Below are 24,622 nucleotides of genomic sequence, written 5' to 3'. Positions count from 1 at the left end.
CGCGTGCGCCGCCGCGCCTCAGAGGCTGGCAACCGGCGTCGGCTCTCGCCGATCGCTGCCCGGTCGGGTGCAACGGCGGAGTGCCGCCACCGCATCGTGCCCGCCTCCGGCCTGCAGGTCGACGACGGTGTCGCCATCTGAGGCCCGGCGAGTGCCGGTCCGCCCGTCGAGCAGGGGAACGCGGAGCGTCATCCGGGAGCCGGCCTGCAGGGCGTCGAGCAGCGCCTCCGACAGTCTGGGGACGAAACCCTCCCGGGAATCGGCCACGACGACATGGTCCTCGCTGAACAGAAGGGATGCGGGAAACGTCGCGCCGTCGATCACGAGAACGGCCCGGGGATCGTCCTCGAGTCGTCGCATCGGGTCGATCGGCCGCAGCGGTCCGTCGTCGGTCAGGTACAGCTGCAACTGCAGGACCCGGACGCCGGCCATCGCCTCGCAGGCCAGCACGACGCTGTCGATGTTCAGGGCCGTGGCGAGGGGCTGGACCGTAGCATAGCTCGGCGGATCGACGTCCGGCTCGACGGTCCATCCGGGAGGGTCGGCGCTGAGCGCCGTCCCGGCGAGGCCGACGGCCAGCGCGGCTGCCAGCAGCAGGCGGGGCAGGAAGCGGCGGAGGCGGGGCGTTCTGAAGGGGGTCATGGGGGCTGAGCGTCGGGCAACCACCCTAGAGCCGCAGATGGTGCCTGCCTTGATGCAGGTCAAGACGGGCGACGGGCATTTCGGCAACCGGGAGCGGTCGCGACGCATTGTCTCCCGGATCGGAATTCGACCGCAGCAGGGAGAGGGTGATGCGAGCAGGAGAGATCATGACGCGGGACGTCGTCACCGTGCGGCCCGACGCAACGGTGAGACAGGCGGCGCGGCTCATGGACGACCTCAACGTCGGCTCGCTGCCGGTCTGCGACGGGCGGCGGCTGGTCGGCATGGTGACGGATCGCGACATCACGGTGCGGGCGACGGCCGACGGGATGCGTCCGGACACCACGCTGGTGCGGGCAGTCATGAGCGAGGACGTGCGCTGGTGTCTCGAGGACGATGCCGTCGACGAGGTCGAGGGGGAGATGGCGCGGCGCCAGATCCGCCGGCTGCCCGTGGTCGACTCGGACAGGAACCTGGTCGGCATCGTCGCCCTGGGCGACCTCGCGGCAGACCGGGTGCGCGGCGCGGGCGAAACGCTGAGCTCGATCTCCTCGCCGGCCGAGCCCGACCGATCCGCCCTCCGCCACGACGAGGGGCAGAGCGGCGACTCCGCGCCGTGGCCGGCCTACGGCGAGGCGAGCGAGCCCCGCCGGCGCTGACTCCGGCTCATCGCGCCCGGTTCTCGGTCCCTTGGCCGGCCGTGATGAACAGGGCCGAAGCCGAGCCCGTGACATCAGCCGTGTGCCAGACGCCGGCCGGGTTGATCGCGTACTCGCCGGGCCGCAGGGTGACGCGTTGCAGGCCATCGGGCATTTCCTGGATCAGGGTGATCTCGCCGGCGGTGCAGATCACCGCCTCGGCGCCGGCGGGATGGCGCTCCCAGCTCGTCCAACTTTCGGTGAAGGTGTAGAGCGATACGAGCCGGCCTTCGGCACCGTCGGCGGCCGTGCGCTGCCCATACGCCTCGTACCATTCCATCCCGGTGAATTCCGGCTGGGGCAGGGCGCTTGCGCCGAGGCCGAGATGAAGCGGGAAGCGCGCGAGCGAAAGGGGAACGGTCATGGCGTGCCCTGCGCGCCGGGTGCTTCCTGCGGCGACCGTGCCGGCGCGGCGGCGAGGAAATCGGTGAGACGGTCGGGCCACGGCTGCATGCCGTTCTTCTGCAGCAGCAACGCCACCTGGCCGCGATGGCCCGCCGCATGGGTTGCCACGTGCAGCAGGATCTCGCCGCGCGTCATCCGCGCCGGCTCGCCACTAGTGAAGGTGAAGGCGATCGTCTCGTCGACCCTGTCGGGATCGAGCGTGTCGGCGTAGGCGACGTACCAGTCGGCGGTGGTGCGCGCCTGCCGCGCCAGTGTCTCGAGGGAGGGAAGCTCGCTCGAACGCGGCGCGCGGTGCCCGTGCGGTTGGCCTTCCAGCGTATGGCTGAAGATATCGTCGACTGTCTGCACATGATCGAGCAGGCGCCGGACGACGACGCGATCGTCGTCGGGCAGACCGTCCTCGGCGTCGGCGAGAACGGCGTTGAGGCCATTCGTCGCCCAGCGCTTCTGGTGCATCAGGGTGCGATAGGCAAGGGTGGTGAACATCGCGGGGCCTTTTCCGATGGGATGGGACAGCGGCGTTGCCGACGATGAATTTGCGAGCTATGACTCACATTGTCTACTCGCATTGGCGGACGATCCTAGCATGGCCCGCAAGATCCCGACGATCCCGCGCAAATCGGCCTCCCAGCAGCGTTCGCGCGCCACGGTGGAGACCCTGCTCGACGCGACCGCTCGCGTTCTGGTGCGCGACGGCTACGATCGCGCCAGCACCAACCGCATCGCCGCCAGGGCCGGCGTCAGCGTCGGCTCGCTCTACCAGTATTTCCCCAACAAGGAGGCGCTGGTCGCGGCTCTGGTCGCCCGCCACAATCGCGAGATGCTGGAGCTCGTGCGCGCCGCGCTGGCGGAAGTCGCCTCGCGCGACCTCGGAACGGCGATGCGCGAGCTGACGCGGGCGACGCTGGACGCCCATCTGGTCGACTCGCCCCTGCACCGCGTTTTCGCCGAGCAGGTCCCGCGCATGGGCCAGCTCGCCAACATCGAGGCGCTGCAGCACGAGACCTTTCTACTGGTTCGCGCTTACCTGACGGAGCGCCGGGGCGAGATCGCGGTCGCCGACCTCGACACCGCGACCTCCATCTGCGTCACGACCGTCGAGGCGCTGACCCATGAATTCGTGATCCGCCAGCCCGAGGCGCGGGAGCGCGATCGCAATCGCTTCGTCGACGAGGTGACGCGGCTGATCGTGGGCTACCTGCAGCCGGCCGGCGGCCGGCAGGCTGCGTAGGCGAGCCGTGCGTCAGTGGCTCCCGGCGAGAGGAACGTGGCTGGCGGCCGTGGTGCTGGCGTTCGTGGCGGTGGCGCACGCCGAGCCGCCGGTTCCGCCGGTCCGTCCTGCCGTCGAGGCCGATGGGCCCGACGCGGCTGTGGCCGTGCAGAAGCCCAACGCCGAGGCGCCGGAAGAGGCCGCGACGACCGAACCGGCCGCGGAAGCGCCGGAGGAGGAGTCCAGTCCCTCGGTCGAGAAGATCTGCCGCACGCTCGGCCAGGCCGCGGCGGACAATGGCCTGCCCGAGGAATTCTTCACGCGCCTGATCTGGCAGGAGAGCCGCTTCGATCCGGAGGCGGTGAGCCCCGCCGGCGCCCAGGGCATCGCCCAGTTCATGCCGCAGACCGCCAAGCTGCGCGGGCTGGTCAACGCCTTCGAGCCGCTGCAGGCCTTGCAGGAATCGGCCAGCTACCTGGGCGAGCTGCGCACGACCTTCCGCGGCAGCCTTGGCCTCGCCGCCGCCGCCTACAATGCCGGGCCGGGGCAGGTCGAGGCCTGGCTGGCCGGTCGCCGCCGCCTGCCGGCGGAGACCCAGGCCTACGTCTTCATCGTCACCGGGCACAGCGCCGAGGCCTGGGCCTCGCCCACGCCGCCGCAACTCGCGGCCGCCGCGTCCGGCGCCGCCGAGCCCTCCGGCACGCAGTGCGTCGCCATCGCCAAGGCGATGATCGAGCGTTCGCGTCGCCGCCCGCCCCTCACCGAGAATCCGGCCTGGGGTCCATGGGGCGTGCAGCTTGCCGGCCACTGGTCGGAGGGACATGTGCTGGCGACCTACGAGAGGCTGCGGCGCCGCTACGACGCCGTGCTGGGCGAGCGCCTGCCGCTGGTCCTCTACGCGCGCCGGCGCTTCGTCGTGCGCGTCTCCGAGCAGAGCCGCCAGGCTGCGGCCGCGTTGTGCGCCAGGCTGCGTGCCGCCGGCGGCGCGTGCGTGGTCTATCGCAATCCGCGCGGCTGACACGCGCGCCGGCGCCGCGGCTCAGCGCTCCTCGAGAATCTCCCGCACCTTGTTGGCCAGCGACGCCATCGGGAAGGGCTTGGCGAGGATCGCCATGCCCGGGTCGAGATGGCCGCTCGCGATGGCGGCGTTCTCGGCGTAGCCGGTGATGAAGAGCACCTTGAGATCGGGACGCAGCACGCGGGCGGCGTCGGCGAGCTGGCGGCCGTTGAGGCCGCCCGGCAGGCCGACATCGGTCACCATCAGGTCGATGCGCTGGCGGCTTTCGAGAATGCGCAGCGCGGCAGGACCGTCGCCGGCCTCGAGCAGGCGGTAGTGGTTCTCCGCCAGGACCTCGGCGATCAGCATGCGCACCGTGGGGTCGTCGTCGACCACGAGCACCGTCTCGCCGAACCCGCGTTCGACCGGCTCCTCGCCATCGGCGATGTCGGATTCCGCGTCGCCCATCCAGCGCGGGAAGTAGAGGCACATGGTGGTGCCCTTGCCGACCTCGGAATAGACGCGCACCTGGCCGCCCGACTGGCGCACGAAGCCGTAGATCATGGACAGGCCGAGGCCGGTACCGCGCCCCAGCGGCTTGGTGGTGAAGAACGGGTCGAAGGCGCGCTCGATCACGTCCGGCGTCATGCCCGTGCCGGTGTCGGTGACACAGAGCGACACGTACTGGCCCGGCGGCAGGTCGCGCTCGCGGGCCGTGCGGTCGTCGAGCCATTTATTGGCGGTCTCGATGGTGAGCTTGCCGCCGTCGGGCATGGCGTCGCGGGCGTTGATGCAGAGGTTGAGCAGGGCGCTCTCGAGCTGCGAGCCGTCGGCCCGCACTGTCCACAGGCCGGCCGCGCCCACCACCTCGACGGCGATGTCCGGCCCCATGGTGCGCTGCACCAGCTCCTCCATGCCCGCGATCAGCCGGTTGGCGTCGAGCGGCCGGGGATCGAGCGTCTGGCGCCGCGAGAAGGCCAGCAGCCGGTGGGTCAGGGCGGCGGCGCGGTTGGCCGAGTCGAGCGCGGCCTTGAGGAAGCGGTCGGCTTCCTCCGGCCGTCCCATGGCGATGCGATGCTGCACGCGTTCGAGCGCGCCGGTAATGCCCTGGAGGATGTTGTTGAAGTCGTGCGCCAGCCCGCCGGTGAGCTGACCGACCGCCTCCATCTTCTGCGCCTGGCGCAGCGCCTCCTCGGCGACCTGGAGCTGCACCGTGCGCTCCTCGACGCGCTGCTCCAGGACGGCGTTGATGTCGACCAGCGCCGCCGACACCTCCTGCTGGTCCTGGATGTCGGTGTTGGTGCCGATCCAGCGCGTCACCGTGCCGTCAGGACCCTTCATGGCGACGGCGCGAGCGATGTGCCAGCGCCAGGCGCCGTCGTGCCGGCGCAGCCGGAACTGCGTCTGGTAGGTCTCCCCGGTCGCCAGCGCACGCTCCCAGCGGGCCGTCGTCTCGGGCAGGTCGTCGGGATGAACCATCGCGGTCCAGCCCCGATCTTCGAGCGAGCCGGCGGCGGCGCCGCTGTAGGCGTAGACCTGGTCGTTGAACCAGTCGAGCTTGCCGTCGGGCGGAGCGGTCCAGACGTGGTTCGGCATGGCCTGGGCCATGGTGCGGAAGAGGGCCTCGCTGGCGCGCAGCCGCTCCTCCGAGCGCTTCTGCGCCGAGATGTCGAACACGGTGCCGACGAAGCGCACGGCCGCGGCGCCGGCGAAGAAGACATGACCTGCCGCGGCGATCCAGCGCTCGATGCCGTCCTGCAGGCCGAGCGTGCGGTACTCGATCTCGTAGGGCGCGCGGATGGCCGGGTCGAGCGCGCGCTGCACGGCCCTGTCGGTGCTCTCCCGATCCTCGGGATGCAGACCCGCGAGAAAGACATCGTAGTCGACGGGCGCATCCGGTGGCAGGCCAAACAGCGCACGGCAGCGATCGTCCCAGCGCAGCATGCCGTCGACCAGGTCGTAGTCGAAGGTTCCGATCTGGGCGGCGGCGGTGGCCAGGCGAAGGCGCTCGGCGCTTTCGTGGCGGGCGGCCTCGTCGCGAACGCGCTCGATGTGGGCCCACGACCGCTCGGTGACCTCCCGCATCGTGGCGCGTTCGTCCATCGTCCAGGCATGCGGCTCCTTGTGATGGACGGCCATCAGGGCGGTCAGCCGGCCCTCCTTGACCAGCGGCATGCAGATCGTGGCGGCGATGCCGAGCGCCTCGAAAGTGGCCGCGGCCTCGGGCGGCAGCTCGCGCCGGCTGTCGGCGAGGACCAGCGGCCGGCCGGCGCGCAGCTCGCCCACTGCCGTTGCCCCTAAGCCGACCAGCCTGTGATGGCCGACGATGCTGGTCGAACCCGGCGCGCACCAGTCGCCGCGGATCGTGAAGCCGTCCTGGTCGGCGTCCATGTCGGCGTAGGCGCAGATGGAGACGTCGAGATGCTCGCCGGTGAGCCGGGTCGTGATCGCCAGGATCTCGTCCGCGTCGTGGCTGTTGGCCGTCGCGGTGCCCAGCCGGTCGAGGAAGGCCAGCCGTCGGGCATTCTCGCGCACCGCCGCGGAGGCGCGCTCGCGCTCGGTGACGTCGGTGCCCTCGACGAAGATGCCGACGACGGCGCCCACTCCGTCGCGTACTGGCTGATAGATGAAATCGAGCAGGCGCTGTTCGGGCGCCGCGCCGCGCTTCCTCTGCAGGGTGACCGGCGACGCGCGGCCGACGAAGCCCTCGCCAGTGAGAAATACGCGATCGAGCAGTTCGAAGAAGCCCTGGCCCGCGAGCTCGGGCAACGCCTCGCGGATCGGCTTGCCGATGACGTCGCGGTGCGCGATCAGCTGCTGGTAGGCGATATTGGTGAACGCGAACACGTGATCGGGGCCGTCGAGCCGGGCCATGAACGACGGCGCGTCGCGGAACATCTGGGCCAGGCGCTGGCCCTGGGCGGCCGCATCGCGGCGTGCCAGCACGCGTTCGGTCGTCTCGATGACCACGGCGATCACCCCGCCCGGCCGGCCGTCCTCGGCGATCACGGGCGAGTAGAAGAGGTCCATCCAGCCAGGTTCGGGGGTGCCGCGCCGGTCGAGGACCAGCTCGTGGTCCTTGTATTCGAGCCGGCCGCCGGACATGCCGACCGCCATCACCCTGCGGTTCAGCTCGGCGGCTTCCGGCCAGGCGTCCAGCACGGGCACGCCCAGGATGCCGGGGTGCCGGTTGCCGGCGAACGCGGCGTAGGCGTCGTTGTAGAGCATGATGCCGGGCGGCCCCCATAGCAGGACCATGGGGACCGGCGAATGCAGCATCAGACCGAGGGTTGTCCGGAGGCTTGCCGGCCAGTTCTCGACCGGACCCAGGGTATCCGACCAGTCGTGGGCCGCTATCAACCGGGGCATTTCGCCTTGGCCCGCCAGGAATGCCGCGGGCGCGGCGGCCGGAATGTCCTTCGTCACGCATCCCCCGTTGCGCAGGCTCGGGTTTGAGCCGTTGGAATTAACGCCTTTCCCGGAATTCCGTTCCCGGGCGGGAGGCGGAACACTCGTCGACCTGCGGCCATTGTGATAGGGTTCCCTTGTTCCGGCAGGAAGCTGATGCCATATCGCGCCCGCCGGAGTGAGGAGGCGCCGTCATGGTGCTCGACTATGTGGCATTGGCCATTTTGATTGTGGTTGTTTGTCTGGTCGTCTACGGCGTCGTCGCCGTCTATGGCATCCCGCACCAGATTGCCCGCGCCCGCCATCATCCGCACGCCGACGCGATCGGCGCAGCAACGTGGGTCAGCCTCTTCACGCTCGGTGTCCTCTGGCCCTTCTTGTGGATCTGGGCCATGGCCTATCGGCCCGATCGCGGCTGGGGCTTCGCCGGCGAAGAGGGAGGCGAAGACCTGTCGGCCCTCGAAGCGCTCGACCGCAGGGTCGCCGCCCTCGAACAGGGAGCCCGGCGGTAGGCTTCGCCCCATGGCCCTGCTGCTCCTGCTTGGGTATTCGGCCCTCTGCGTGGTGGCCTTCAGGCTGCTGCGCGCTCCCGTCAACCAGTGGACGGTGACGACCGCGGTGATCGGCGAGGCCGTCGTCGTCAGCGGGCTGCTGGCCGGTATGAACTACAACCATCCCTTCACCACCGACGGCCGGATCTTCTTCTACACGACGTCGATCGCGCCCACGGTCATCGATCAGGTCGTCGAGGTCGTCGCCGAGCCCAACCAGCCGCTGAAGAGGGGCGACGTCCTGTTCCGCATCGACCCGCGGCCCTATCGGTACATCGTCGACCAGAAGCGGGCGGCCCTGGCCGAGGCCGAGCAGAACGTGGCCCAGCTCAGGGCGACCCGCGACCAGGCATCGGCCGCCGCCGAGCGCGCCCAGGCCCAGGCCGAGCTGGCGCAGCAGACGCACGACCGGCAGGTCGAGCTCCTGAACCGCAACGTCGTCGCCCAGGCGACCGTCGACACAGCCGTGCGCAACCTCGAAGCCTCGCAGCGGGCGCTGGCCGGCGCGCGCGCGGCGGCGGAACGGGCGCGGCTCGCGTCGTCGGCGGAGATCGACGGCGTCAACACGGCCGTCGCCCGGCTGCAGGCCGAGCTTCTGGCCGCCGAGTACAATCTCGGGCAGACAACAGTGACGGTGCCGACCGACGGCTATGTCACCCAGATGCTGCTGCGGCCCGGCATGACGGTGTCGCCGGCGACGCCGACCATGGTCTTCATCCACAGTCACGACGTCGTGTTCGCGGCCTCCTTTCCCCAGACCGCGACGGCGCGTATCCGGGTCGACGGCGAGATCGAGGCAGCCTTCGACGCCCTTCCGGGACGAGTCCTTGCGGGCCGGGTCAAGGCGATCAACGACGCCATCTCGACGGGCCAGCTGCAAAGCACCGGGGCATTGATCAATCCCGAGGACCGCAGCCGATCCGAGGGACGTCTCACGGTCTCACTGGAGCTCAAGGACATGCCGGCCGACCGCAGCCTGCCGCCGGGCTCGGTGGCCCAGGTCGCCCTCTACAGCGACCACTGGCGGCCGTTCGCCGCCATCCGCCGCATCCTGCTGCGCCAGAAGAGCTGGCTGAATTACGTGCTGTAAGGATCGGCACGAGGAGGCAAAGTTGGACGAGATCGTCGATCCCCGCGTTGTCGAGGCCGAGGCCGCCGGCCGCGACATCGCCACGCTGCTGGACTTCATCGGCCAGCGCCCGTCGCTGAAGGAACGGCTCGAGGCCGGCAAGGCGTTGCGGCAGCGCGTGCCGCGCGCCGATCACGCGCGCTATCGGCCGGCGGCCGACAGGGCCGATCCGGTCGACATCCTCGAAGCGCAGAATCGGACGCGTGTCGCCAAGCTGGTGCCGGTGCGCTTCGCGCGCATGCTGGCGTCGCCCTTCGCCTTCCTGCGCGGCTCGGCCGCCGTGATGGCTGCCGATCTCGCGCCCACGGCAGCGACCGGCATCCGCGTCCAGGCGTGCGGCGACATGCATGTCGCCAACTTCGGCCTGTTCGGGTCGGCCGAGCGCAATCTGGTCTTCGCCATCAACGACTTCGACGAGACGCATGCCGGACCCTGGGAATGGGACCTGAAGCGGCTGGCCGCGAGTGCCGCCGTGGCCGCCCGCTTCGTGGGCGGCGACCGGGATGCTGCTCTGGATGCGGCGCGCACGATCACGGCGGCGTACCGCAAGCATATCCGCCGCTATGCCGAGGCCGGCTACCTGAGCGTCTGGTACGAGCGCATCGACGAGAAGGCGGTGCTGGCGGCGATGTCGCCCAAGGTGCGCCGCCGCGCCGAGCGCGTCATGGACAAGGCCAGGGAGAAGGGCCACATGCGCATGCTCGACCGGCTGACCGAGGAAACGCAGGGAGAGCACCGCATCATCGAGGAGCTGCCGCTCATCGTGCGCGAGACCCACACCGAGGAGAAGGTGCCGATCGGCGTCGCGATCAACACGGTGCTGAGATCCTATATCGATTCGCTGGCCTACGACCGGCGCCAGCTCCTGTCGCGCTACCGCATCGTCGACGTGGCCCGCAAGGTGGTCGGCGTGGGCAGCGTCGGCACGGAATGTTGGATCGTGCTGATGATGGGCCTCGACGGCGACGATCCGCTGTTCCTGCAGGTCAAGGAGGCCCCGCCGTCGGTGCTGGCGCCGCACGTCGCGGATTCGCTGCCCTACGACAACCAGGGCCGGCGGGTCGTCGTTGGCCAGCGCCTGATCCAGGGCTCGCCGGACATCTTCCTGGGATGGGGCAATACGACCGGCGGGACGGTGCGAGCGGTTGACTTCTACGTGCGCCAGCTCGCCGATCTCAAGGGCGGCGTGAAGTTCCTCGAGGGCGAGCGCGAGACCCTGTCGTCGCTGGCCGAGTACTGGGCGCTGTGCGGCTGGGCGCTGGCGCTCGCCCACGCCAAGTCGGGCGATGCCGCCCTGATCGCCGGCTACTGCGGCAAGAGCGAGGAACTCGACGAGGCGATTGCGCGGTTCGCCGTGGCCTACGACCGCCAGACCGGCCAGGACTACGAGGCGCTCGACAAGGCACGGCGCGCCGGCCGCATCCGGGTCGCCACGTCCGAGGTGGTCAAGTAGGCGGATCGGCCTAACCCGACGGACCGGTAGCCTCACCGCTTGCCGGCAATTTCCCGCGGGAAGCGGCCACCTCGCCTTTCATTTCTCCCCTTCGATCCCCATGTCGGGTGTCTCTGGCCGCATCTGCGGCGCATTCGCCGTGTGGGCTCGTCGCCCGGGCGGCGGAGGACCCCGGAAAGGGGAATCATGACAATCGACCCAGGATGCGCCGCCGATTGCGATCGTGCGGCGCGTGCGGCAACGGCGTCCGAAGCGTCCGGACGCTAGCGCCGGAAATGGCGGACACGCTCGCTTCACTCGCTAGGGGCCTCTGGTCGCGCGGCCGACGCGATGACCGGGGAGACGAGCAGAGCCCGATCCGGAGCGAGCTCTTCAGCGCCGAGCGGTTGGAGGAGCATGCCCGCAGCCTGGCCGCCCACCAGCCCGTAGATCCCGGCCGGACGACCGGCCGATCGCTGGTCGCGCGTCTGCGCGCCAACGAACGGGTATTGCTGGAGGCCTATCACGCGATTGCCGCGACCGCGGGCAGCGGCCGCCCGCTCGCCCCCGCCGCCGAATGGCTGCTCGACAACTTCCATCTCGTCGAGCAGCAGGTTCGGGAGGTCCGCACCGACCTGCCCGAAGGCTACTATCGCGAGTTGCCGAAGCTCAGCGACGGGCCGCTCGCGGGCTACCCCCGGGTGTTCGGGATCGCCTGGGCCTTCGTCGCCCATACCGACAGCCGCTTCGATCCGGACACGCTCACGCGCTTCGTGCGCGCCTACCAGACGGTCCAGCCGCTGAGCATTGGCGAGCTGTGGGCCGTCGCCATCACATTGCGGATCGTGCTGCTGGAGAACCTGCGGCGCTCGGCCAGGCTAATCGTGAGCCAATGGTCGGGCCGTGAGCAGGCCAACCTCCTGGCCGACCGCCTGCTCGGAGTGAAGGGGCAGGCGCCCGATTCCACCGCTCTGGCGCCCTATGAGGGATCCCCGCTGTCCAATGGCTTCGTCGTCCAGCTCATCCAGAGGCTGCGCGAGCACGATCCGGACTCGACACCCGCGGTGGGATGGCTGGAGCGCCGCCTGGCGGCCCGGGGAGCCACGTCCGAAGCGCTGGTTCGCCAGGAGCATCAGCTCCAAGGCGCCCTCAACGTCACCGTCCGCAACGTCATCACCAGCATGCGCCTGATTTCGGATGTCGACTGGGCCGCGCTGTTTGAAGCGGTGAGCCCGGTCGACGGCGTGCTGCGCCGCCATGGCGTCTTTGCCGACATGGATTTCGCCACCCGCAACCTCTATCGCAACGCCATCGAGCAGCTGGCGCGCGGCAGCACGATCCCGGAGCCCGAGATCGCCCGGCGGGCCGTGGCCGCCGCGGCCGGCGCCGGGCAGGAGGAGGACGGCCGGGCGAGCGAGCCAGGGTACCACCTGATCGGCGGCGGCCGGCGCGCCTTCGAGCGCGCGATCGGCTTCCGGCCGCGCGGACTGACCCTTCATCGTCGCTTCGTGCGCGCCGGCATCGCGGGCTATGTCGGCTGCGTGGCCTTGACCGCGGCGCTGGGATTGCTGCCGCCGTTGATCGGCCTGTGGCTCCTCGGCATCACAGGCTGGTCGCTCGCCGGCATGGCCGCCGTCGGGCTGCTGCCGGCGCTCGACGCCGCCCTGCTGCTGGTCAATCGCCTGATCACCGGCGGCTTCGGCGCCACGCGCCTGCCCGGCCTTGCCCTGCGCGACGGCGTGCCGGCCGACCGGCGAACCATGGTCGTCATCCCGACCCTGCTGACGACGGCGGCGGCGATCGAGGAGCAGATCCAGCGCCTCGAGGTCCATCATCTTTCGAATCCCGGCGGTGCGATCCACTTCGCGCTTTTGTCCGACTGGACGGATTCGCGCGCCGAGACGATGCCCGAGGACGCGTCGCTGCTGGCGGTCGCCCGCGCCGGAGTCGATCGTCTCAACCGGCGCCATCCGGGCGAGAAGGATATCGACCGCTTCTTCCTGCTGCATCGCCGCCGCGGCTGGAACGTGGCGCAAGAGCAATGGATTGGCTGGGAGCGCAAGCGCGGCAAACTGCACGAGCTCAACCACCTGCTGCGGGGGGCCGCCGAAACCACCTTCGTCGAGGCGGCGGCGCGACCACTTCCGCCCGACGTCCGCTACGTCGTCACCCTCGATTCCGACACCCGGCTGCCGCGCGACGCAATCGTGCGGCTGGTCGGCAAGATGGCCCATCCGCTCAACCGGCCGCGCTTCGACCCGGCGATCGGGCGGGTGGTCGAGGGCTACGGAATCCTGCAACCGCGCGTCACGCCGTCCCTGCCGGTGGGCACGGAAGGCTCGCTGTTCCAGCGCATCTTCTCCAGTCACAGCGGCATCGATCCCTACGCATCGGCCGTCTCGGATGTCTACCAGGACCTGTTCGGCGAAGGCTCCTATTCGGGCAAGGGCATCTACGACATCGACGCCTTCGAAGCGGCGCTGCAGGGCCGGGTACCCGACAGCACGATGCTGAGCCACGATCTCTTCGAGGGCGTCTTCGCGCGAGCCGGTCTCGCATCGGACATCGAAGTCGTCGAGGAGTTCCCGTCGCGCTACGACGTTGCCGCGGCGCGCCAGCATCGCTGGGCGCGCGGCGACTGGCAGCTTCTGCCCTGGATGCTCGGGCTGGTGAGGGGAACCACGGGTCGTCGCAAGGCGGGCTACCTCACCGCGATCGGCTTCTGGAAGATGTTCGACAATCTCCGCCGCACGCTCTCGGCGCCGGCGCTTCTGCTCGCCTTGCTCGCGGGATGGACGTTGCCGCTTCCGGCGGCATTCCTCTGGACGCTGTTCGTGCTGGCGGTCGTCGCCCAGCCGACGCTGCTGCCCGTCGTCGCGAGCCTGATGCCGGGGCGAACGACCATCACGCCGCGCAGCCACTTCGCCGCGCTCGGGTCAGACCTTGCAGCCGCGGCGGCCCAGACGTTCCTTCTCGTGGTCTTCCTCGCCCATCACGCCTGGTTGATGACGGACGCCATCGGCCGGACGCTGTTCCGGCTCGGGTTCAGCCATCGCCGCCTGCTCGAATGGATCACGGCGGCGCAGGTTACGCAGGGCAGGCGGGTGGGATGGCTCTCCGTCCATTCGGCCATGGCCGGCAGCCTCGTCGTGGCGGTGCTCTCGGTCTCCTTCGTTGTCGGCGCGGGTTCGGGCGCCCTGCCGATCGCCGCACCGTTCGTGCTGGCGTGGCTCGCCGCGCCGATGGTCGCGTTCTGGGTAAGCCGTGCGCCCCGCGACGCCGCCAGCCTGCGGATGGTCCCGGCTGATATCGCGGCGCTGCGGCTCCTGGCGCGTCGGACCTGGCGGTTCTTCGAGACGTTCGTCACCGACGACGACCACTGGCTTCCGCCGGACAATTTCCAGGAGGATCCCGAGCCGGTGCTCGCCCGGCGAACTTCGCCCACCAATCTCGGGCTCCTGCTGCTGTCGACGGCGGCAGCCCGCGAATTCGGCTGGCTGGGCAGGTTCGAGGCGGTTGAGCGCATCGAGGCGACCCTCGCGACGCTGCAGCGAATGGACAAGTGCCGCGGTCATTTCCTCAACTGGTACGACACGTCGGACCTGCGGCCGCTCGAGCCGCTTTACGTCTCCACCGTCGACAGCGGCAATCTCGCGGGACACCTCGTCGCCCTGGCGGGGACCTGTGCGGCCTGGCGTGGCCCGGCGGCGCAGTCCCCTGACGTGGCTCGGGGCGTCGCCGACTGCCTCGATCTTGCCTCGGCGGAGCTGCAGGCGCTGCCGGACGACCGGCGCTCGCACGTCGTCTCCCCGACGGAGCTCGCCCTGGCGATCACCGCGCTGAGGGCGGACGTGTCTCGGCTCGACCTCAGATCCGGCACGATCGAGACGGAGGCCGCCACCGCGCTCGACCTGGCCCGCACGCTCGCGAGCGAGCGCGCCGATCCCGCCTCCGCGGAGGTTGTCTACTGGATCGACGCGGCGGTCCGGGCGATCGCCAGTCATGGCCGCGATCTCGGCGCCGAAGCCGAAGCGATCGCGGAGCTGGATCGTCGCCTCCGGGCCGCCGAGCGAACCGCGCACTGCCTGGCGGAGGCCATGGAGTTCGCGTTCCTCTTCGACCGATCGCGCCGCCTCCTGTCGATCGGCTATCTCGTGGCCGAGGATCGGCTCGACCCCAACTGCTACGACCTACTCGCCTCGGAGGCGAGGCTGGCGAGCTTCATGGCCATCGCGGCCGGTGCCATTCCCGCCCGCCACTGGTTCCGCCTCGGCCGTGAGACCGTACCGGTGGGCCGAGGTGCGGCGCTGGTCTCGTGGTCGGGCTCGATGTTCGAGTACCTGATGCCGTCGCTGGTCATGCGGGCGCCTTTCGGCAGCCTGCTCGAAAGGACGAACCGGCTGGTCGTCCGGCGACAGATTCGGTACGCGGCGGGCCTCGGACTGCCCTGGGGAATCTCTGAATCCGCCTACAACATGCGCGACAAGGAGCTGACCTACCAGTACTCGAACTTCGGCGTGCCGGGGCTCGGCTTCAAGCGCGGTCTGGGCGAGAACGCCGTCGTCGCCCCCTATGCCACGGCGCTCGCCGCCATGGTCGAGCCGCACGAAGCGGTGGCCAACTTCGAGCGGCTGGCGGCTCTCGGCGCGCGTTCGCGCTTCGGCTTCTACGAGGCGGTGGACTTCACGCCGGGCCGAGTCCCGAAAGGCGAGGGCGCGGTGATCGTGCGGGCCAGCATGGCGCATCATCAGGGGATGACCATCGTCGCCATCGCCAATGCCTTGCTGGGCGGTATCATTCGTTCCCGGTTTCACGCTGACCCGAAGGTGCAGGCGACCGAGCTGCTGCTGCAAGAGCGCGCGCCGCGCACGGTTGCGGCTACCCAGCGCCGCGCCGAGGACGGCGCGGGCGGCGGCGTGGCCGAGCGTGAAGTGGCCGCGGTCCGCCGCCTGCACAATCCCCATGCCGCCAGTCCTTCGGTCCATCTCCTGTCGAACGGGCGATACTCGGTGATGCTGACGGCGGCGGGGTCGGGCTTCAGCCTGTGGGGCCGCTACGCCGTGACGCGGTGGCGCGAGGACGTGACCCGGGACGACTGGGGCAGCTACCTCTTCTTGCGCGACGTCGAGAGCGGCGCGGTGTGGTCGCCGACCTTCCGGCCCTGCGGCGTACGCCCGGATCGCCACGACGTGATGTTTGCGGAGGACCGCGTCGAGTTCATGCGCCGTGACGGAAGCCTGGACACGCGCCTCGATATCGTCGTGTCGCCTGAGGAGGATGCCGAGGTGCGGCGGCTCACGATCACGAATTCAGGAGCGGCGGGCCGGGTCATCGAAGTCACCTCCTATGCCGAGATCGTGCTGGCGACGCGCGCCGCCGACGCCGCCCATCCGGCTTTCTCCAAGCTCTTCGTGCATACCGAGCATCTTGCCGAAGCTGGAGCCATCCTCGCCACGCGACGGCGCCGCGCCGCCGACGAGCCCGAACTGTGGGCCGCTCATCTGGCCGTCGTCGAGGGCCAGGCAGAGGGCACACAGGAGTTCGAGACGGACCGCGCGCGCTTTCTCGGGCGCGGCAACGAGGTCGGGGAGGCGGTAGCCATTGTCGACGGTCGGCCTCTTTCGGGGACCGTCGGGACGGTCCTCGACCCGATCTTCGCCCTGCGCCGGCGGCTGCACGTGCCGGCCGGCGGCTCCGTGCGCATCGCCTACTGGACGATGGTGGCGGCGTCGCGGGCGGCTCTCCTCGACCTCATCGACAAGCACCGCGACGCCAACGCCTTCGTCCGCGCCACCACGCTGGCCTGGACCCAGGCCCAGGTCGAATTGCGCCACCTCGACGTGAGCGCCACGGAGGCCGGCCGCTACCAGCGGCTGGCTGGCCACGTCCTCTACGCCAATCCCGCCTTGCGGGCACCGCCGGAAGCGATCCGCCGGGGCCTCGCCCCGCCGCCGGTCCTGTGGGCCCAGGGCATCTCCGGCGACCTGCCGATCGTGCTGGTCCGGATCGACCAGATCGAGGAGATCGGCATCGTCCGCGAGATGCTGCGCGCCCACGAATACTGGCGGATGAAGGGTCTGGCGGTGGACCTCGTCGTGCTGAACGAACGGAGCGCCTCGTATGTACAGGATCTGCAGGTGACGGTGGAGGCTCTGGTGCGGGGCAGCCGCGCGCGCCGTCCTGGCGGAGCCGAACCGCAGGATGGCGGCGTCTTCGCCCTGCGTACCGACCTGATCTCGCCGGAGACGCGGGCGCTTCTGATCGCATTCGCCCGCGTCGTGCTTCTAGGCGGGCGAGGCAGCCTCGCCGACCAGCTCGAACTGGCGCCGGCGGCGCGCGGCCAGCCGCCGCCGCGCCGCAATCTGCCGGCCCTCGTGCCTTCCACGTCGACCCCCGCCGCGACCGGTGCGCTGAAGTTCTTCAACGGCCTCGGAGGCTTCTCGCCGGACGGGCGGGAGTATGTCACCGTGCTGGGGCCCGGCCAGACGACGCCGGCGCCGTGGATAAACGTCGTTTCCAATCCCTCGTTCGGGTTCCAGGTCGCGGCCGATGGCGGCGGTTATACCTGGTCGCAGAACAGCCGCGACAACCAGCTCACGCCCTGGTCGAACGATCCCGTCTCCGACCAGGCGGGCGAGGCCTTCTACGTCCGAGACCTCGACAGCGGCGCCCTGTGGGGGCCGACCGCGCGGCCGGCGCGACAGGAAGGGGCGACCTACATCGCCCGCCATGGCCGCGGCTACAGCCGCTTCGAGGTCATCGCCAACGGAATCGTGCTCGAGCTGCTGCAGTTCGTGGCCCCCGACGATCCGGTCAAGATTTCGCGCCTGGTCCTTCGGAACCTGTCGGGAAGCCCGCGCCGCCTCGAGCTCACCGCCTATGTCGAATGGGTGCTCGGCCTGTCGCGCGGCGCGGCGGCGTCCACGGTCATCACCGAACGGGACGGCGAGACAGGCGCCCTCCTGGCACGGAATCCCTGGAATCAGCATCACGGAACGAGGGTTGCCTTCGCCGACCTCGGCGGCCGGCAGGTCGCATGGACCGCCGACCGCACAGAATTCGTCGGCCGCAACGGCAGCCTCGACTGGCCGGCGGCGCTGGCGGGGTCGGCAGTCCTGGCGCAGCGTTCCGGCGCCGGCCTCGATCCGTGCGCCGCGCTTCAGGCGTCGGTGGATCTGCCACGCGGGGGGACGACCGAGTTCGTTTTCCTTCTCGGCCAGGGCGCAGACGTGGCCGACGCGCGCGCCTTGATCGCGCGCTACCGGACCGCCGATCCTGGCGCTACACACCGCACCGTCGTCGACTTCTGGAACGGCGTCCTCGATACCGTGCAGGTCAGGACGCCGGATCCCGCGCTCGACCTGTTGCTGAACGGCTGGCTCCTCTACCAGTCGCTGGCCTGCCGCACCTGGGCGCGGTCGGCCTTCTACCAGGCCGGCGGCGCCTACGGCTTCCGCGACCAGCTGCAGGACGCGATGTCGCTGGCGGTGGTGAAGCCGGAACTGGCGCGAGAGCACATCCTGCGGGCGGCCGGCCGCCAGTTCGTGGAGGGCGACGTCCAGCATTGGTGGTTCCCGATCGCGGGCCAAGGCGTGCGGACCCGGATCTCGGACGACAAGGCATGGCTGGCGACCGTTGCCGCGCACCATGTCAGGACCACGGGCGACGCCGCCATCCTCGATGCCGAGGTGCCCTTCCTCGCCGGGCCTTCGCTGAAGCCGGCCGACCACGACCTCTATTTCCAGCCCGACCGTGCGGACGCCAAGGCGAGCCTGTTCGAGCATTGCGCGCTCGGCCTCGATGCCAGCCTGGCAATCGGGGCGCATGGTCTGCCCCTGATCGGCACGGGCGACTGGAACGACGGCATGAACCGGGTCGGCGAGGGCGGGAAGGGCGAGAGCGTGTGGCTGGGCTGGTTCCTGCATGCCGCGCTCAGGGCCTTCGTGCCACTGGCCGAGGCGCGCGGTGAGCACCGGCGCGCGGCCGCCTGGACGGCACATGCCGAGGCCCTGCGCGTAGCGCTCGAGCGCGACGGCTGGGACGGCGAATGGTATCGCCGCGGCTTCTATGACGACGGCACGCCGCTGGGCTCGGCCGGCAGCGACGAATGCCGCATCGACGCCATCGCGCAGTCGTGGGCGACTCTTTCGGGTGCGGCCGGGCCGGACCGCGCCGCCCGGGCGATGGCGGCGGTTGACGACCGCCTCGTGCATCGCGGCGACCGTCTCGCGCTGCTGTTCGAACCGCCGTTCGACCGGACCTCGCGCGATCCGGGCTATATCAAGAGCTACCCGCCGGGCATCCGCGAGAATGGCGGCCAGTACACCCATGCGGCCGCCTGGTCGATCATGGCGTTCGCCGCGCTCGGCGAGGGCGACAAGGCCGCGGAGCTGTTCACGCTGATCAATCCGGTCAACCACACGGCCACGCGCGCCGGCGTGCTGCGCTACAAGGTCGAGCCCTACGTGGCGGCGGCCGACGTCTACTCGATGCCGCCTCATGTCGGGCGCGGCGGATGGACCTGGTACACGGGCTCAGCCGGCTGGCTTTATCGGGCTGGCGTGGAATCGATCCTGGGCCTGGTCGTCGAAGGCGACTGGCTGGTGATCGATCCCTGCGTGCCGCGGTCCTGGCCGGGCTTCGCGCTCACGCTCCGCTATCGCGGCGCCCTCTACGAGATTACGGTCGCGAACCCCGGGGGCGTCAGCCGGGGCGTCGTGGCGGTAGGGGTCGACGGCGCTGCCTTTCGCCCGGTGGCCGGCCGCGCGCGGCTGCGCCTCGCGGCAGGCGGCGCGGTGCAGGCGATCGCCGTAACGTTGGGCGCGGTCCCGGCCGAAGCGGTCGACGAGGCGGAAGCCGCCGGCTGACGGGGCGCACGCATTCGTCTTTGATCGCAGGCCCGGGCCGGCGCGCGGCGGCGGCCTGCGGATTGGGCGAGGAAATGATGCGGACGAGAACGGTCCGGCGCGTTCACCCGTTCCTGACCGAACAGGTTATGGTCAGCTCTTCTTCAGCGAACCGACGCCGAGGGATCCATCCGAGCCTGTGATCGCACGGTCGGCCGGCGATTCGGCGGCCGTAGGGGGCGGAACGTCCGACGCGGGCTCCGGCGCCGGGTCCGCCGGCGCCGCCACGACCTCGTCGAGAAACGTCGCGGTCGGCACGAAGAACAGCGTGCCGGTCACGGGGCGGCTGAAGTCGAGCAGCCGGTCGTAGTTGCCGGGCGGCTTGCCCACGAACATGTTCTCCAGCATCTGCTCGGTGCGGCGCGGCGAGCGGGCGTAGCCGATGAAATAGGTGCCGTACTCGCCCTTGCCGACCTCGCCGAACGGCATGTTGGCGCGCACGATCTTCTGCTCCTCGCCGTTCTCCACGATGGTTGTCAGTGCCGCATGGGCGAAGGTGGGCTTCACGGCGTCGTCGAGCTCGATGTCGCCGAGCTTGGTCCTGCCGACGAAGCCTTCCTGCTGCTCGACCGGCACGGCGTTCCAGCCCTTGAGGTCGTGCAGGTACTTCTGGACGATGACGTAGCTGCCGCCCGAGAAGGTAGCATCCTCCTCGCCGATCAGCGTCGCGTCGAGCGCCTCCTGGTCGACCGGGTTCTCCGTGCCGTCGACGAAGCCCAGAAGGTCGCGGTCGTCGAAGTACTTGAAGCCGTGGACCTCGTCGGCGACCGAGACGGCGTCGCCCAGCCGCGCCATGATCTGCGTCGCGAGCTCGAAGCAGAGGTCCATGCGCATGGACCGGATGTGGAAGAGGAGGTCGCCGGGCGTCGCCACGGCGTGGTGCTGGCCTTTGATCTCGCGGAACGGATGCAGGTCCCTCGGGCGCGGCGCACCGAACAGCCGGTCCCAGGCGTCCGAGCCGATGCCCATGACGCAGCTCAGCCGGCCGTCGAGGTCGCGGAAGCCGACGGCGCGCAGCAGGGCCGACAGGTCGGCACAGACTCCCTTCACGGCGGCTTCGGCGTCCGGCCCGTCCTTCATCGTCACGACCAGGAAGATGGCGGCGCGCGTCAGCGGCGCGGCGACCGGTTGGGATATCGTGGACGGCACGCAGCGCTCCTGAGACTCTGGTCGGTGGCCGGCCATCTTGCGGCGTCGGAAGGTCGAGCGCAAACACGCGGAGAAAGGTTGAGTGGGAGGCGAGATGGTCCGGGCAACCGCCGGAGCGGAGGGCAGGCGAGGGCCCGGCATGGCGACCGGCCAGTGCCTGTGCGGCAAGGTCGCGGTCGAGATCGGCGTGCCGGCACGCTGGGCATGGCACGACCATTCGCGCGTCAGCCGGCGGGCGCACGGCGCAGCTTACGCGACCTATGTCGGCTGCTGGCGCAGCCGCTTCCGCCTCGCCCGGGGCGCGCGCAGCCTGGTGCGCTTCGAGGACCCGGCGACCGGCGACGTCCGCGCCTTCTGCGGCGGCTGCGGCACCCCGGTCTTCTATGCCCGCAAGCGCTCGCCGCAGATGGTGAACGTGCCGCGCGCGCTGCTTGATGCCGGGACCGGGCGCGAGCCGCTCTACCACGTGAACATCGAGGACCAGCCCGAATGGGCCTATCGCGGCGAGCCCTTGAAACCATTGAAGGGCTTTCCCGGCGTGCTGTGGACGGGCCCACGGCGGCGCAAGCGGACCGTGGTTCGTTGACAACGACAAGTCCGGCAACGGATGATCCGCGCAGAGCGCCGTGGGGCGCCACCGGTCCGCGGCAAGGGAGCTGGCTCCCACCCATGCTGAAATGATCTAGTCGTTTCACGCCTCTTCTTCCGGCCTGTTTCAGCGGACGCCAGGCGATACGGAAGGAAGATGCCCATGAGCCGCAAGCTCACCGTCCGCTCGACTCCCGATTCCCTCAAGAAGGAAGCCAAGCGCTGGCTCAAGGCGCTGCAGGCCGGCGATGCGATGGCGCGCCGTCGGCTGCTTGCCGTGACGCCGGAGGCGCCGGCGGAGCCGGGCCTTCGTGACGTTCAGCTGGCGCTGGCCCGCGAATATGGTCTGCCCGGCTGGGCGGTGGTGTCCCAGGCCCTGAAGGATGCCCGGCGTTCCCACGCCGAGCGCGTCGAGCTCGTGCTGCGGTCGGCCGACTGGGCGGGCGATCACGCCGGCGGCGCGCGCCTCCTGACTCGCTGGCCGGAAATCGGGCGGGACAGTCTCCATGCCGCGGCGGCCACGGGCAATGTGGCGGAGGTCGCGCGGCGACTCGCCGCCGATCCTGCCGCCGCCAACCGCAAAGGTGGACCGCTCGACCGTGAGCCGCTGCTCTACCTGGCTTACTCGAGGCTGCCGGGCAGCGAGACGCGGAGCGTCGAGATCGCGCGGCTCCTCCTCGACCACGGCGCCGATCCCAACGCCCGCTGGATCGGTCCCTGGGGCGAGCCGGCCTTCACCGCTCTGACCGGGCCGATCGGCGAGGGCGAAGGCATCCAGCCGCCGCATCCGCAGGCGAGGGAGCTGGCGGCGCTGCTGATCGAGCGGGGGGCCGACCCGTTCGACCCCCAGGCGCTCTACAACACGTCCATCACCGAGGACGATACCGGCTGGCTGGAGTTTCTCTGGACCCGATCGGAACGGCAGGGCCGGCTCGACGCATGGCGGGCCGAGACGGGCGTCCTCGTCGCGGGCAACGTGCTCGACTACCTGCTCGGCAATGCCACGGCCAACAATCACCTCCGACGGGCCGAATGGCTCCTGGCCCATGGGGCGGATCCCAACAGCCTTCACGCTTATTCGAAGCGGCCCCAGCGCGAGGAGGCCCTGATCCACGGCCATGTCGTGATGGCGACGCTGCTCGAAGGAGCGGGTGCGGAACGGACAACCCTGGAGGGCCTGTCCGCCTTCCAGGCCGCGTGCATGAGCCTCGACCGGCCGGCGGCGCGCGCGATCGCGGCTGACCAGCCCGACTGTCTGCGCGATCCCAAGCCGATGCTCGCGGCCGCCCGTGGCGGCCGGGCCGACGTCGTGTCGCTGCTGCTGGAGCTGGGCGTGGACGTCGATGTCGCCGACGAGATCGGTCAGCGCGGGATTCAGGCCGCCGTTGCCGGCGGGTCGCTGGCGGTGGTCGAGCTGCTGGTCGCCCGCGGGGCCGACATCGACCGGCCCACGACGAGCGTCGGCGACGGGGCGATGGGCTACGCCGCCCATTTCGACCGGCGCGAGATCGCGGCCTTTCTGGCTCCCCTCAGCCGTGACGTGCACAACCTGACTTATCTCGGCTTCCAGGCCAGGCTGGCCCACCTGTTCGACGGCGATCCCGGCCTCGTCAACGCCCGTCACCGCATGGGATACACGCCGCTCTTCGCGCTGCCGCCGAACGAGGACGATGCGATGGAGATGGCCGCCTTCCTGCTCGATCGCGGCGCCGATCCGGAGATCCGCGACGCCGCCGGCGGCCTGACGGCCGAGGAAGGCTTCAGGAAGCGAGGGATGATCGAGCTCGCCGACTTCCTGCGCGAGCGTCAGGCCCGGCGGAGCGGGCCGCCGTGAAGGCCGCGGAACGATGCCGCGGTGGCCTCGCCGCCGCAAACCGGGCAGCATGCAAGCCTGCCGCCGCCGAGGAGAGCCCGCATGTTCAGCCTGGACCAGTTCGTCGCCGACCTGCGCACGACCCTGGGCGAGCGTTCCCGCCAGGCGATGAAGGAGGTCGTGGCTCGCGCCGTCTCCGACCCGTCCTCCGTCGTGGCCGCGCTGGGCGCGCCGGACCGGCCGGGCGTGAAGGTCCTGCACAAGGCGCCGGACCTCACGGTGATCAGCCTCGCCTGGTCACCGATGCAGGTGACGCTGCCGCACGACCATCGCATGCGCGCGGTGATCGGCATGTACGGCGGCCGCGAGGACAACACGTTCTGGCGCCGCATGCCGGACGGCGCCCGCTTCCCGATCGAGCCGGCAGGCGGCGAGGCGCTGGGCACCGGCGACGTGACGCTGCTGGGCGCCGACATCGTGCATTCGGTGATCAACCCGCTGGGCAAGATCAGCGCCGCGATCCACGTCTATGACGGGCCGTTTCTGACCGCGAAGCGCAGCATGTGGGATCCGGAGACGCTGCACGAGGAGCCCTACGACGTGAACGTGGTCGCCAGGGGTACGCCGTTGCTGCAGGGGTGATCGCCGCGGCGGCGGGCGGCATGGATATTGTATGGCCCGGGCACAGGCCATGACCGACATCTCCTCCATCACCTCGCCCCTTCCCGGCGCCGCGTTCGGCGCGACCGTGCGCCTTTCATCGCCTCTGACCGCGAAGCTGCCCGACGGCCTGCCCGAGGCGCTGGCCGAGGCGGGCGGCCTGCTGCTGGTGCCGGGCCTTTTCGAGATCGCCGAGGATCCCGGCCTGCTGGTGCGCCTGAGCACCCGGCTGGGCAGCGAGGTCGAGAACTACCGCACGCTGCTGACGCGGCTGAACATGGCCCATCCGACCGTGCCCGAGATCCTGATGGTGACCAACATGGTGCCGGGCGCGCGGCCGCCGCCCGACCGGCCCGAGCCGCCGCTCACCGCCGACGGCGGCTTCCCGGTCCAGTATCCCCATCGCCACGGCTGGCACACCGACCAGAGCTATCGCCGGCCGCCGCCCGACATCTCGCTCTTCTATGCCGCCAACCCGGTGTCGCGCGGCACCGGCCAGACCCTGTTCGCCTCGGGCGTCCTCGCCTACGAGGCGCTGCCGACACCGCTGAAGGCGCGGGTCGAGACGCTGCAGGGCCTGCATGCCCAGCCCGGCACGGGCCGCGACCGCGAGGCCGCCGAGGCGGGCCGCACGCCCGGGTCCTTTGCCCGGCACGAGCGCTCGCAGCCGCAGCCCGTCGTGCGCGTCCATCCGGTGACCGGCCGCAAGGCGCTCTATGTCTGCGAGCGCAGCCAGATGGACTGGTTCGAGGGTCCGTTCGTGGGCATGGAGCCGGGCCCCAACGGCGCCGGCGCGCGCCTGCTCGACGAGCTGATGGCGCACTTCACGCGGCCCGAGTTCGTCTACGTCCACGACTGGACCGAGGGCGACCTGCTGGTGTGGGACAATCGCTGCCTGATCCACACCGCGACCTGGTACGACGCGGCCAACGAGCAGCGCATGATGTGGCGCACCACGGTGCGCGGCAATCCCGGCCCGCTCTACGACGGCGAGAAGCGGAGCTGGATCCCCGAGGAGGCCGCCGCCGACTGAG

General features: G+C 70.5%; 16 protein-coding genes. 11 read left to right on the top strand and 5 right to left on the bottom strand.

Annotated features, from left to right (window positions below):
• Positions 1 to 18: 18 nt before the first annotated feature.
• Positions 19 to 642, bottom strand: coding sequence for a hypothetical protein (locus tag ACO073_RS18775; protein WP_421999249.1), 624 nt, complete (start codon positions 640 to 642; stop codon positions 19 to 21).
• A gap of 167 nt (positions 643 to 809) precedes the next feature.
• Between ACO073_RS18775 and ACO073_RS18770 the strand changes: the two genes are divergently transcribed.
• Complete coding sequence (locus ACO073_RS18770) at positions 810 to 1,301, top strand: CBS domain-containing protein (RefSeq protein ID WP_421999247.1); 492 nt, start codon at positions 810 to 812, stop codon at positions 1,299 to 1,301.
• Positions 1,302 to 1,308: 7 nt separating this feature from the next.
• Here ACO073_RS18770 and ACO073_RS18765 read toward each other — a convergent pair whose 3' ends face one another.
• Positions 1,309 to 1,704: a cupin domain-containing protein gene (locus ACO073_RS18765; RefSeq protein ID WP_421999246.1), complete on the bottom strand. Its 396-nt coding sequence runs from the start codon at positions 1,702 to 1,704 to the stop codon at positions 1,309 to 1,311.
• Positions 1,701 to 2,231, bottom strand: a complete 531-nt coding sequence (locus ACO073_RS18760) for a DinB family protein (protein WP_421999244.1) — start codon at positions 2,229 to 2,231, stop codon at positions 1,701 to 1,703. Before ACO073_RS18760 ends, ACO073_RS18765 begins: the two co-directional genes overlap by 4 nt.
• A 100-nt stretch (positions 2,232 to 2,331) precedes the next feature.
• Between ACO073_RS18760 and ACO073_RS18755 the strand changes: the two genes are divergently transcribed.
• Complete coding sequence (locus ACO073_RS18755) at positions 2,332 to 2,976, top strand: TetR/AcrR family transcriptional regulator (RefSeq protein ID WP_421999242.1); 645 nt, start codon at positions 2,332 to 2,334, stop codon at positions 2,974 to 2,976.
• 7 nt (positions 2,977 to 2,983) lie between these two features.
• A complete protein-coding gene (locus tag ACO073_RS18750) occupies positions 2,984 to 3,973 on the top strand; it encodes a lytic transglycosylase domain-containing protein (protein WP_421999240.1) in 990 nt (329 codons plus the stop codon).
• Between the two features lie 21 nt (positions 3,974 to 3,994).
• On the opposite strand, the gene ACO073_RS18745 is transcribed toward ACO073_RS18750, so the two are convergent.
• Positions 3,995 to 7,231 carry a PAS domain S-box protein gene (locus ACO073_RS18745; protein WP_421999239.1) on the bottom strand — a complete coding sequence of 1,079 codons (3,237 nt, stop codon included), beginning with the start codon at positions 7,229 to 7,231 and terminating at the stop codon, positions 3,995 to 3,997.
• 323 nt (positions 7,232 to 7,554) lie between these two features.
• Here ACO073_RS18745 and ACO073_RS18740 point away from each other — a divergent pair, with 323 nt between their 5' ends.
• The 4 genes from ACO073_RS18740 (at position 7,555) to ACO073_RS18725 (ending at position 19,339) form a co-directional block, all read left to right on the top strand.
• Positions 7,555 to 7,872 carry a DUF3302 domain-containing protein gene (locus tag ACO073_RS18740; protein ID WP_421999237.1) on the top strand — a complete coding sequence of 106 codons (318 nt, stop codon included), beginning with the start codon at positions 7,555 to 7,557 and terminating at the stop codon, positions 7,870 to 7,872.
• Positions 7,873 to 7,882: 10 nt separating this feature from the next.
• Positions 7,883 to 9,001, top strand: a complete 1,119-nt coding sequence (locus ACO073_RS18735; protein WP_421999235.1) for an HlyD family secretion protein — start codon at positions 7,883 to 7,885, stop codon at positions 8,999 to 9,001.
• A 22-nt stretch (positions 9,002 to 9,023) separates the two neighbouring features.
• The gene (locus ACO073_RS18730; protein ID WP_421999234.1) at positions 9,024 to 10,493 is read left to right on the top strand and encodes a DUF2252 domain-containing protein; all 1,470 of its coding nucleotides are present in this window, start codon (positions 9,024 to 9,026) and stop codon (positions 10,491 to 10,493) included.
• 275 nt (positions 10,494 to 10,768) lie between these two features.
• Positions 10,769 to 19,339 (top strand): GH36-type glycosyl hydrolase domain-containing protein, encoded by an 8,571-nt coding sequence (locus ACO073_RS18725; protein WP_421999232.1) that lies wholly within the window; start codon positions 10,769 to 10,771, stop codon positions 19,337 to 19,339.
• Positions 19,340 to 19,471: 132 nt separating this feature from the next.
• Here ACO073_RS18725 and ACO073_RS18720 read toward each other — a convergent pair whose 3' ends face one another.
• Complete coding sequence (locus ACO073_RS18720) at positions 19,472 to 20,527, bottom strand: Dyp-type peroxidase (protein WP_421999230.1); 1,056 nt, start codon at positions 20,525 to 20,527, stop codon at positions 19,472 to 19,474.
• Positions 20,528 to 20,621: 94 nt separating this feature from the next.
• Between ACO073_RS18720 and ACO073_RS18715 the strand changes: the two genes are divergently transcribed.
• From ACO073_RS18715 to ACO073_RS18700, 4 genes are all read left to right on the top strand, one after another.
• A complete protein-coding gene (locus tag ACO073_RS18715; protein WP_421999228.1) occupies positions 20,622 to 21,113 on the top strand; it encodes a GFA family protein in 492 nt (163 codons plus the stop codon).
• Positions 21,114 to 21,278: 165 nt separating this feature from the next.
• A complete protein-coding gene (locus ACO073_RS18710; RefSeq protein WP_421999227.1) occupies positions 21,279 to 22,949 on the top strand; it encodes an ankyrin repeat domain-containing protein in 1,671 nt (556 codons plus the stop codon).
• 81 nt (positions 22,950 to 23,030) lie between these two features.
• The gene (locus ACO073_RS18705) at positions 23,031 to 23,570 is read left to right on the top strand and encodes a hypothetical protein (RefSeq protein WP_421999225.1); all 540 of its coding nucleotides are present in this window, start codon (positions 23,031 to 23,033) and stop codon (positions 23,568 to 23,570) included.
• A gap of 31 nt (positions 23,571 to 23,601) precedes the next feature.
• Positions 23,602 to 24,621 carry a TauD/TfdA dioxygenase family protein gene (locus tag ACO073_RS18700; protein ID WP_421999223.1) on the top strand — a complete coding sequence of 340 codons (1,020 nt, stop codon included), beginning with the start codon at positions 23,602 to 23,604 and terminating at the stop codon, positions 24,619 to 24,621.
• The last annotated feature ends 1 nt before the right edge of the window (position 24,622 follow it).

The sequence above is a fragment of the Reyranella sp. genome (assembly GCF_965229815.1).
GTDB lineage: Bacteria > Pseudomonadota > Alphaproteobacteria > Reyranellales > Reyranellaceae > Reyranella.
This window is presented reverse-complemented; position numbering and strand designations above follow the sequence as displayed.

Coding starts and splice junctions, on each gene's coding strand:
- ACO073_RS18710 (WP_421999227.1), top strand. CDS start 21,279: ATGAGCCGCAAGCTCACCGTCCGCTCGACTCCCGATTCCCTCAAGAAG.
- ACO073_RS18705 (WP_421999225.1), top strand. CDS start 23,031: ATGTTCAGCCTGGACCAGTTCGTCGCCGACCTGCGCACGACCCTGGGC.
- ACO073_RS18725 (WP_421999232.1), top strand. CDS start 10,769: ATGGCGGACACGCTCGCTTCACTCGCTAGGGGCCTCTGGTCGCGCGGC.
- ACO073_RS18700 (WP_421999223.1), top strand. CDS start 23,602: ATGGCCCGGGCACAGGCCATGACCGACATCTCCTCCATCACCTCGCCC.
- ACO073_RS18770 (WP_421999247.1), top strand. CDS start 810: ATGACGCGGGACGTCGTCACCGTGCGGCCCGACGCAACGGTGAGACAG.
- ACO073_RS18760 (WP_421999244.1), bottom strand. CDS start 2,231: ATGTTCACCACCCTTGCCTATCGCACCCTGATGCACCAGAAGCGCTGG.
- ACO073_RS18765 (WP_421999246.1), bottom strand. CDS start 1,704: ATGACCGTTCCCCTTTCGCTCGCGCGCTTCCCGCTTCATCTCGGCCTC.
- ACO073_RS18745 (WP_421999239.1), bottom strand. CDS start 7,231: ATGCTGCATTCGCCGGTCCCCATGGTCCTGCTATGGGGGCCGCCCGGC.
- ACO073_RS18735 (WP_421999235.1), top strand. CDS start 7,883: ATGGCCCTGCTGCTCCTGCTTGGGTATTCGGCCCTCTGCGTGGTGGCC.
- ACO073_RS18755 (WP_421999242.1), top strand. CDS start 2,332: ATGGCCCGCAAGATCCCGACGATCCCGCGCAAATCGGCCTCCCAGCAG.
- ACO073_RS18775 (WP_421999249.1), bottom strand. CDS start 642: ATGACCCCCTTCAGAACGCCCCGCCTCCGCCGCTTCCTGCCCCGCCTG.
- ACO073_RS18715 (WP_421999228.1), top strand. CDS start 20,622: ATGGTCCGGGCAACCGCCGGAGCGGAGGGCAGGCGAGGGCCCGGCATG.
- ACO073_RS18740 (WP_421999237.1), top strand. CDS start 7,555: ATGGTGCTCGACTATGTGGCATTGGCCATTTTGATTGTGGTTGTTTGT.